The sequence below is a fragment of the Limosilactobacillus oris DSM 4864 genome (assembly GCF_001434465.1).
Classification (GTDB): Bacteria; Bacillota; Bacilli; order Lactobacillales; family Lactobacillaceae; genus Limosilactobacillus; species Limosilactobacillus oris.
Genome location: NZ_AZGE01000041.1, coordinates 1 through 10,265, shown reverse-complemented (window position 1 = coordinate 10,265; position 10,265 = coordinate 1). Strand labels below are relative to the sequence as shown.

The 10,265-nt window shown below is 50.1% G+C and carries 3 protein-coding genes and 3 pseudogenes; 5 read left to right on the top strand and 1 reads right to left on the bottom strand.

Annotated features, from left to right (window positions below; translation table 11 throughout):
• The 3 genes and pseudogenes from FC49_RS10435 to FC49_RS10425 form a co-directional block, all read left to right on the top strand.
• Positions 1-1,335: pseudogene (locus FC49_RS10435) on the top strand (hypothetical protein); the annotation flags it as partial.
• A 507-nt stretch (positions 1,336-1,842) separates the two neighbouring features.
• Positions 1,843-2,274: an LPXTG cell wall anchor domain-containing protein gene (locus tag FC49_RS10430; protein ID WP_268871642.1), complete on the top strand. Its 432-nt coding sequence runs from the start codon at positions 1,843-1,845 to the stop codon at positions 2,272-2,274.
• 374 nt (positions 2,275-2,648) lie between these two features.
• Positions 2,649-2,888 (top strand): annotated as a pseudogene (locus FC49_RS10425) (serine-rich glycoprotein adhesin); the annotation flags it as partial.
• Positions 2,889-5,485: 2,597 nt separating this feature from the next.
• On the opposite strand, the gene FC49_RS10420 reads toward FC49_RS10425, so the two are convergent.
• Complete coding sequence (locus FC49_RS10420) at positions 5,486-5,710, bottom strand: hypothetical protein (RefSeq protein WP_056984846.1); 225 nt, start codon at positions 5,708-5,710, stop codon at positions 5,486-5,488.
• Positions 5,711-6,440: 730 nt separating this feature from the next.
• Between FC49_RS10420 and FC49_RS10415 the strand changes: the two are divergent.
• A pseudogene (locus FC49_RS10415) lies at positions 6,441-8,870 on the top strand (hypothetical protein); the annotation flags it as partial.
• Between the two features lie 873 nt (positions 8,871-9,743).
• Positions 9,744-10,193, top strand: a complete 450-nt coding sequence (locus tag FC49_RS10410) for an LPXTG cell wall anchor domain-containing protein (RefSeq protein ID WP_478212004.1) — start codon at positions 9,744-9,746, stop codon at positions 10,191-10,193.
• Positions 10,194-10,265: the final 72 nt, after the last annotated feature.

Below are 10,265 nucleotides of genomic sequence, written 5' to 3'. Positions count from 1 at the left end.
GCGTCAACCAGCGCATCGACATCAGCATCAGTAAGTGCATCGACCTCCGCTTCAATGAGTGCTTCAACCTCAGCGTCGATTAGTGCGTCAGCAAGTGCCTCCACTTCAGCATCGACATCGGCGTCAATGAGTGCGTCAACCAGCGCATCGACATCAGCATCCATCAGTGCGTCGACCTCCGCCTCGATTAGCGCGTCAACGAGCGCATCAACATCAGCATCTACTTCTGCCTCGACAAGCGCTTCAACCTCAGCATCAGTAAGTGCATCGACGAGCGCCTCAATTAGCGCCTCCGCAAGCGCATCGGTTAGTGCGTCAACGAGTGTCTCAACCTCAGCATCAGTCAGTGCGTCAACAAGTGCATCGATGTCAGCATCGGTTAGCGCCTCGACTTCAGCGTCGATTAGCGCATCAACATCCGCTTCAATTAGCACTTCGGCTTCAGCATCAACGAGCGCTTCAACTTCTGCATCAGAGAGTGCATCAACCAGTGCATCGATTAGCGCCTCAGTAAGTGCCTCGACGTCTGCATCCACATCTGCATCAATGAGTGCATCGACAAGCGCATCGACCTCCGCATCTATTAGTGCGTCAGCAAGTGCCTCGACTTCAGCATCAATTAGTGCATCTATGTCTGCATCAGTGAGCGCCTCAACATCAGCGTCAACCAGCGCATCGACATCGGCGTCAATCAGTGCGTCGACGAGTGCATCAACATCTGCATCTATTAGCGCCTCAACAAGCGCATCTACTTCTGCATCAACCAGTGCATCAACATCCGCATCTATTAGTGCGTCAGCAAGTGCTTCGACTTCTGCTTCAGTAAGTGCATCAACGAGCGCGTCAACATCAGCATCGATTAGTGCCTCGACAAGTGCATCAACGAGTGCCTCTACATCGGCGTCAATGAGTGCGTCAGCAAGTGCTTCGACTTCTGCATCGATAAGCGCATCCATGAGTGCATCAACATCAGCATCGATAAGCGCCTCGACAAGCGCTTCAATGTCAGCGTCAATCAGTGCGTCGACGAGTGCATCAACATCCGCATCGATTAGTGCTTTGACAAGTGCATCAACGTCCGCATCTATGAGTGCGTCAACAAGTGCATCGACATCTGCGTCGATAAGCGCGTCAACGAGTGCGTCGACTTCCGCGTCGATTAGTGCCTCCACGAGCGCTTCGACTTCCGCATCGATTAGTGCCTCAACATCAGCATCAATGAGCGCGTCAATAAGTGCTTCGACGTCAGCATCAGTAAGTGCATCGATTAGTGCTTCGACTTCCGCATCGATAAGCGCCTCGACAAGTGCCTCGACTTCAGCATCAATTAGTGCGTCAACGAGTGCCTCGACATCTGCATCAATCAGTGCCTCGACGAGTGCTTCAACATCTGCCTCGACAAGCGCATCCATGAGTGCGTCAACATCAGCATCGATAAGCGCCTCGACAAGTGCATCGACCTCAGCATCGATTAGTGCGTCAACAAGTGCCTCTACATCCGCTTCAATGAGTGCATCGACGAGTGCATCAACATCCGCATCGATTAGTGCTTCCACGAGTGCCTCTACATCTGCCTCGATGAGTGCTTCGACGTCAGCATCGATAAGCGCGTCAACATCAGCATCAATGAGCGCTTCGACAAGTGCTTCAACTTCTGCATCAACATCTGCATCGATTAGCGCATCCACAAGTGCTTCAATGTCAGCGTCAATCAGTGCGTCGACGAGTGCGTCAACATCCGCATCGATAAGCGCCTCGACAAGTGCGTCAACCTCGGCATCAGTCAGTGCTTCAACAAGCGCATCAATTAGCGCATCCACAAGTGCATCTACTTCGAGTTCGATGAGTCGGAGTACGTCACACTCGGCATCGATTAGTGATAGTCAGTCGACGCCGCAGTCACAATCTCACTCCAACTCGAATTCTACTTCTGGTAGCACGATTATTGATCCGGATCATCCGTCAACTACGACGTCAACGACCACTTCCAATTCTGTTTCACAGTCTGCATCAATTAACTCGCAGACTTCTAATCAGTCATCGACTTCTCAGCACAACAACATTGCTATCGATAATCAGAACATGACGGTTAGTCAGCGGAACATTAATGGAACGAACGCACACCGTCCAGCATCATCGGTTAATAATGACCTGTTGCCGCAGACTGGGAACACCGGAAATCAACATGGATTGATTTCAGGAATTACCCTTGGTCTGAGCGCAATCGCTGCGATGTTTGCGGCAGGCAAGAAGCGTCGCCATGATGACGAATAACTTGCTACTCACATTAATGTGATGATTCTTTCATCAAACAACAAGCCCAGCAAAGCTAGGAGAAAACATCTTCCTAGTTTTGTTGGGCTTTTTTCTGTGCTTTGTATTTTAATTGGCAAACAAGAAATTTGACATTTTTCCTATCAAACGATAACCAACTTGTTAGCGTCCTGTAAACGAAACAAAAGAAATTGATAATCAAATCAACAACGTTCAATCTCCTAAGATTGTTATCGCGATTCCTTTTATACCAATGCTGAGGATATAAAAATATCAATTAAAAGGGTTTAAATGCTGTCAAGACGGGCGCATAATATGAGGTGTATAAAAAATTAAGATTAGTTTAAACTCGGCTAGTGGGAGGAGAAGTCGTAATGCGGAAAAATAATCGTAGAAGAACTGATCGGGAGCTTGATGATACCCGGGTTAAGATGTATAAGACCCATCACGGGTGGGTTAGTTGCCTAACACGCTTTTTCCACCTGCTTTCTTTTGGCAGTAAGGAGGAAGTTCAGGCTGAGCAATTTATTGACAAGGATTCTATCAAGGAGCAGCGAGCCATGTCTACCGATGCCTATCTCAAGGGGCTTGGTCTGCTCTCAACCTTACTCGGAGTAGGGGGGGTATCAGCAGCCGCACCAACGGCTGTGCATGCCGCCAACCTTTCTGCTGACCCTAATTCGCAAGTTGTTGGTTCGACCGCGGCCGCCAACTCTGCCAGCAACGTTCAACAGGGCTCAACCAGCACTTCACTTAACAGTAATTCAACGAGTCAGTCAAATTCGTCTAATAGTACAAGCACTACGACACAAACATCAGACAGTAATTCCGGGAGTACCAGTGGCTCGACTAGCGACAGTGGTGCGCTGAAGAGTACGTCTGGAAGCACTAGTGGCACTAATAATAACCAAGCTGCGGCAACCTCGATCGCCAGTGGTAACCCATCTAGCCAGTTAAACCAGAGTGTCATGCCGACAGCCCAAGCTGGGAATGTTACGCCTAGTGTTGCGAGTGCTCAATTAGCGGGCTTAGCAGCAGTTTCATTTGCGGCGGTAAATAATACCGCGACCGTTAAGAACGCTTCCGAGTTCATGACGGCAATTAGGAATTCTAATATTTCGGTAATCAACTTGGTTGGCGATGTTGACTTGTCAGGGCAGGGGGTCATGAATATTACTCGTGACCTGACGATCAATGCTAACGGCCATAAGATTTGGCTGACTGGTGCTAACAGTCAGTTTAGGCTGAATAAGGCGGGAATCAAATTCGCAGTTAACGATGCCGACATCTACTTTAGCGGCCGGGGACTAGGGACCAATACCAATGGTGCTATTTACCTGTCCTACGGTAATGACCAGTTGAGCCTGAATAACGTTAATATCACTGGTGGGACCGCCATCCACTCGTACACAAACCTGAGTGCATCCGTATCTAACAACATTGTTACCCTGAGTGGTAACGATACCTTTACCGCCACGAGTACGGTTCAAACGGCAGATGGCAGCACCGTGGCAACTGGATTTGAAGACGTTGATAAGCAAGGTGCTTCTCAGCTGTACATCGGTGATAATTTGCTTATTTCTGGGGGTGCCAAAGTTAACATCCTAGGGAACAACGTTGTTAACTATAACCTGACCATGAAAGGGAATAACACGACTAATGGTCACACGGTAACCATTGAGCAAGGCGCCAACGTGACAATGAATGGTGCGGCTGTTGGAAACGTTCTGATGGATCAATCCCTCTATGGTAGCGAACCGTCAAATACTTTTACGGTGGCAAATGGCGCGACCTTGAACATGGAAGCGTCCAACTTTAACATCGCAATGACCAGTGGTGATAATGCCCGGAACCAGACGATTGACTTCCAGGAGAGTTCGACCGTTCACATGAAGGTTACCCAGGCCAACGGAGCTAAAACCGGGGACGCCAACATCCTGGTCTTTGGTCAGCAGCGGGGTTACCAGCCAACGGGTGCGTATAATGACGGTACTCACGGGGTACAAGATCACATTGCTACCAACCCAACTGCTACTATTAACGTTGATAAGGGTGCTTGGGTAACGATGGAAGCCTCCGGCAGCGCGGCTAACATCCGGACTTACATTAAGAATACTAACGTTAACATCACCAACACATACGAATTTTCGATGGCGCACGCGCAGGATGCCGATGCCCTAGTATTCGGTGGCAATAGCCGGAGTAGTCAGGACACCGATACGACCGTTACCGTCAAGGATGCCAATGAGCAAATTAATGACGGAACCACGACACAGGTCTTCAAGCGGATTATTGACCAATACATTGGGAAGAGCGGCAAATACTACAACCCATATTATTCAACCAGTGAATTGCTGAAGCCAGTTCTGTCTACCAGTGCTAGCCTGTCAACAGTGAGTGATAGTTTAAACTCAACTAGCCGGAGCGTGGTTGTTACCAGTCAGAGCGTCTCGACCGCAAGCCAGAGTATAATCAGTGTTAGCCAGGGCGTTTCGACTGCAAGCCAGGCCGTGGACAGCGCTAGCCGGAGTGTCTCGACCGCAAGCGATAGTGTCACCATTGTTAGTGAGAATGTCTCGACCGCAAGTCAAAAGGTAATCAACGCTAGTCAGAGCGTCTCAACTGCAAGTCAAAGTTTAATTGTTGCTAGTCAAAATGTTTCAACGGAAAGTCAGCGTTTGCATAGCGCTAGTGAAAGTGTCGCGAATGACAGCCATAGTGTCGTTGTAGCAAGTCAAAGCGTAGCAACAAAGAGTAACCAGCTAGTGTCAACGAGTGCTAGTCTGTCGACCTACTATAAAAATGACCTCTCGGATACTATCTGGTTGGCAAGTAACGATTATCAAGCTGCTGTGCGGGCTGCAGGCTCTCTCCAGTCATTGTATGGCTCAATATCGGTTTCCCTGAGGACTTCCGTCTCTATGATGGAGCGGATGAATGGGAGTAATATCAATACAAGTACCCTTAACAGTCTGGCGATGAACTATCCTGTTGAGCAAACTATGCAATGGATTGGTAACACTGCACAGTATCAAGAAAACTCTATTCATTTTAGCCAGGAATCGCAGTCAGTGGCAATTCTCAGCCAGTCGTATAGTAACGAAATAAGATCGTTAAATACTGCCACCAATTCTGTCAGTCTTGCTATTAATTCGGTCCAGACTGCTACATCCTCAGTCAGGATAAATATTCAATCAGTTACTACCGCCACTCAAAAGGTAAGCAGTGAAGTATCATCAGTGCAGGTCGCCACGGCTTCGGTCAGCACCGCTGCTTCGACGGTGAAGTCAAATATGTCGTCGGTCAGCCTGGCAACTTCAACGGTACGGGTAAATATGTCGTCGGTCAGCCTGGCAACTTCAACGGTGCGGAAAGATATGTCGTCGGTCAGCCTGGCAACTTCAACGGTGCGGAAAGATATGTCCTCAGTCAGCACCGCCACGTCCACGGTTGGCGTAGCTACTAATTCGGTTAGTGCGGCATCGTCTGTACTAAGCAGTCAGATTGCGTCTAACCAGACAGAATACCAAAGCATTTACAGCAACTTAGTAAGGTATTCCGACTATAAGGCCCAGACCTATGCCAGTGAGTTGAACCAGAGTATTGTTCAGCTGAGCACCTCGCTATCGACCTCTGTTCAGCAGAACCCTAGCCTTAATGCTTCAGAAAAGGATAGTATCAACCAAAAATGGCTGTCTATGTCGACCTCCGTCTCGGTAGGGAATGCTTATACTGACAGTCTGATTATCACAGGGGCCCCGGATCATACGGGTACTACTGGTGTTGTTTACCAGGGTGGTGACCACGACTCATTCTCAAACGAGCGTAGTGCTTCGACATCGATAATCAATAGTCAGAGTCAGTCAACGAGTGTCTCCGATAGCAGTTCAACCTCAATGGCTGTTAGTCAGAGCAATTCGACGAGTATAGCTGTTAGTGGGTCAACCAGTGCGGCAATCTCGACGAGTAAAAGTGTAAGTATTGCGACGTCCCACAGTACGTCTGCGGCCATTTCTGCAGCTGCTTCGACCAGCGTGTCGACCAGTGCGTCGGTTTCTGCTAAAACCAGTACATCAATCAGTACGGCCCAGTCAGTGAGTGCGTCAACGTCCGCCTCGGTAAGTGGCTCAGTCAGTGGGTCAACCAGTGCGTCGACTTCTGCCTCCATGAGCGCTTCGACCAGTGCATCAATGTCGGTATCTACGAGTGCATCGACATCAGCATCAATGAGTGCGTCGACGTCTGCATCGTTAAGTGCATCTACCAGCGCCTCGACTTCTGCATCAGTCAGCGCGTCAACCAGTGCGTCGACGAGCGCCTCGACTTCAACATCAGCGTCAATTAGTGCGTCAATATCTGCGTCGATTAGTGCCTCAGAAAGCGCGTCGATATCCGCCTCAGTAAGTACGTCGACATCAGCATCGATAAGCACCTCGACTTCTGCCTCAGTAAGTGCGTCAACGAGCGCGTCGACTTCTGCATCAGTCAGTGCCTCAACCAGTGCGTCCACAAGCGCCTCGACTTCAACATCAGCATCGATAAGTGCGTCAATATCTGCGTCAATCAGTGCGTCAGAAAGCGCGTCGATATCAGCATCGATAAGTGCTTCGACATCAGCGTCGATTAGCGCATCAACAAGCGTCTCGACGTCCGCCTCAGTAAGTGGCTCAGTCAGTGCTTCAACATCAGCTTCAGTAAGTGGCTCAACCAGTACTTCAACTTCTGCATCAGTCAGCGCGTCCACGAGCGCATCTACGTCAGCATCAATCAGCGCGTTGACGAGTGCATCAACGAGTGCCTCAACTTCGGTATCGATTAGCGCATCTACTTCTGCTTCAACGTCCGCGTCGATGAGCGCTTCGACCAGTGCATCTACATCAGCCTCGGTAAGTACCTCAATGTCCGCATCGGTAAGCGCGTCAACTTCGGCATCAGTAAGCACGTCGACATCAGTCTCAATTAGCGCATCAACCAGTGCATCGATGAGCGCGTCAATATCCGCATCCATGAGCATGTCAACGAGCGCTTCGACTTCTGCATCAATGAGTGCCTCCACAAGTGCATCAATGAGTGCTTCGACATCAGCATTCATTAGTGCATCCATGAGCACCTCCACAAGTGCATCAATGAGTGCTTCAACGAGTGCCTCAATTTCGGCATCGATGAGCGCGTCCGCAAGTGCTTCGACATCAGTATCCATTAGTGTGTCAATGAGCGCCTCGACCAGTGCCTCCATATCTGCGGCGATTAGCGCTTCAACGAGCGCTTCGACGAGTGCCTCAACGTCAGCGTCAATGAGTGCGTCGACAAGTGCTTCAGCTAGTGCCTCAACGAGTGCCTCGACGTCCGCGTCAATTAGCGCTTCGACGAGTACCTCGATGTCCGCATCAACTTCTGTGTCAACGTCAGCGTCAATCAGTACATCAACGTCAGCCTCGATTAGTGCATCGACCTCGGCCTCAGTAAGTGCCTCAACATCTGCATCGCTGAGCGCCTCGACTTCTGCTTCAGCCAGTGCATCCACGAGTACATCGATTAGCGCTTCAACAAGTGCATCAACTTCGGCCTCGCTCAGCGCCTCAACATCCGCATCAGTAAGTGCGTCGACGAGCGCTTCAACATCGGCATCAATCAGTGCATCCACATCTGCGTCGGTAAGTGCCTCAACGAGTACTTCGCTCTCCGCATCAACAAGTGCTTTGATGTCAGCATCGATGAGTGCGTCAACGAGTGCCTCGACTTCAGCTTCAATTAGCGCTTCAACCAGTGTTTCAACCTCCGCATCACTCAGCGCGTCAACAAGTACTTCAATTAGTGCTTCAACGAGTGCATCCGCATCGGCCTCAGTGAGTGCGTCGACATCCGCGTCAATTAGCGCCTCGACAAGTGCCTCAACGTCAGCCTCGATTAGTGCTTCGATTTCTGCATCAGCGAGTGCATCGACAAGTGCCTCGATGTCCGCTTCAGTAAGTGCCTCAACCAGCGCTTCAATGTCAGTCTCACTGAGCGCGTCGACCAGTGCTTCGATTTCTGCATCAATCAGTACCTCTACGTCAGCCTCGGTAAGTGCTTCAACTAGCGTCTCGGCATCCGCGTCGCTCAGCGCGTCAACGAGTGCCTCAACGTCAGCGTCACTGAGTGCGTCGACGAGTGCCTCGACATCCGCTTCAGTGAGTGCTTCAACCTCCGCATCGCTAAGCGCATCAACAAGTGCATCAACTTCAGCCTCAATTAGCGCCTCAACGTCAGCTTCAGCAAGTGCATCTACCAGTGCTTCAACGTCCGTATCGATTAGTGCATCAACGAGTGCCTCGACTTCAGCGTCAATCAGTGCATCAACGAGCGCCTCAACATCGGCCTCGGTAAGTGCGTCAACGAGCACTTCAACGTCAGCATCGATTTCTGCATCGACCTCGGCCTCAGTAAGTGCCTCAACCAGTGCATCGACAAGCGCATCGACATCCGCGTCAACGAGTGCTTCGATGAGTGCATCAACATCAGCATCCATTAGCGCCTCGACGTCCGCATCGATAAGTGCGTCGACGAGTGCTTCAACGTCAGCATCAACGAGTGCTTCGACGTCCGCATCGCTCAGCGCATCCATTAGCGCCTCCACAAGTGCATCAACTAGCGCTTCAATTTCCGCATCTACGTCAGCGTCAATTAGCGCGTCGACGAGTACCTCGATGTCCGCATCAGTGAGCGCTTCAACCAGCGCCTCCACAAGTGCATCAATTTCCGCATCACTGAGCGCATCCATTAGCGCTTCGACTTCTGCATCACTGAGTGCATCTACGTCAGTATCAACCAGTGCATCGACAAGTGCTTCAGTTAGTGCATCGACCAGTGCCTCAATTAGTGCGTCAACATCCGCATCCATTAGCGCATCGACATCAGCGTCGATTAGTGCATCAACCAGTGCTTCAACATCTGCATCGCTCAGCGCCTCGACAAGTGCATCAACGTCAGCATCAATTAGCGCCTCCACGAGTGCGTCAACTTCTGCATCGCTGAGCGCCTCGACAAGTGCTTCGATGTCAGCATCCATTAGTGCGTCAACGAGTGCCTCGACCAGCGCTTCGATTTCAGCGTCGACCAGTGCCTCAATATCCGCATCCACGAGTACTTCAACATCCGCATCGCTCAGCGCCTCGACAAGTGCATCAACGTCAGCGTCGATGAGCGCCTCCACAAGTGCCTCAACATCGGCATCTATTAGCGCCTCTACGTCTGCGTCACTGAGTACCTCGACGTCCGCCTCGATCAGTGCCTCAATATCCGCATCGACGAGTGCTTCGACATCTGCATCGCTAAGTGCTTCAATCAGTTCATCTACTAGTGGGTCAACATCGGGCTCTACGTCCGACTCACTAACTGATACGAAGACAGTTAGACGGATTATTAGACACCATTACTCTGATGGCACGACGTATGAAGTAACGCAATCGGTAACCTTTAAACGGTTCGGTGTGGCTGAAAGTCAGTCTTCGATTAAATGGGGCGCATGGATTCCAGAGGGTGATGGAACATTTGCTGCTTATGCGGCACCAGCGCTTTATGGATATGTGGCTCAGCCAAGTGTAGTTTCCGCTGCTGTTGCATCACCAGATAGTGCCACGACCTACGTAGATATTTACTACCAGCCTGTAAAACAATCTGGTTCAACCAGCACGCCGGCATCGACGAGTGGACACATTAGGCCATCATTGACTAGTCAAACTAGTCAATCAAGTGGAAATGGTCAGACCACTAGTGCTAACAGCCTTAGTGCTCGTCAGCCTGCGGCATTAGTCAAAGAACATGTTCTTCCGCAAACTGGTACCAGCAGTCAGCCATCCACTGCGATGGGAATAGTTACTGGCTTGGTTGCTTCTCTTGGTGCCTTTCTTGGAATTGGTAAAAAGAAAAAGCACAACTAAATAAATCAGGCTACGGCAAAAAAGGCCGGGCGGTAAACTCAATCGTGAAGTGCAACAAAAAAGTTAGACAAA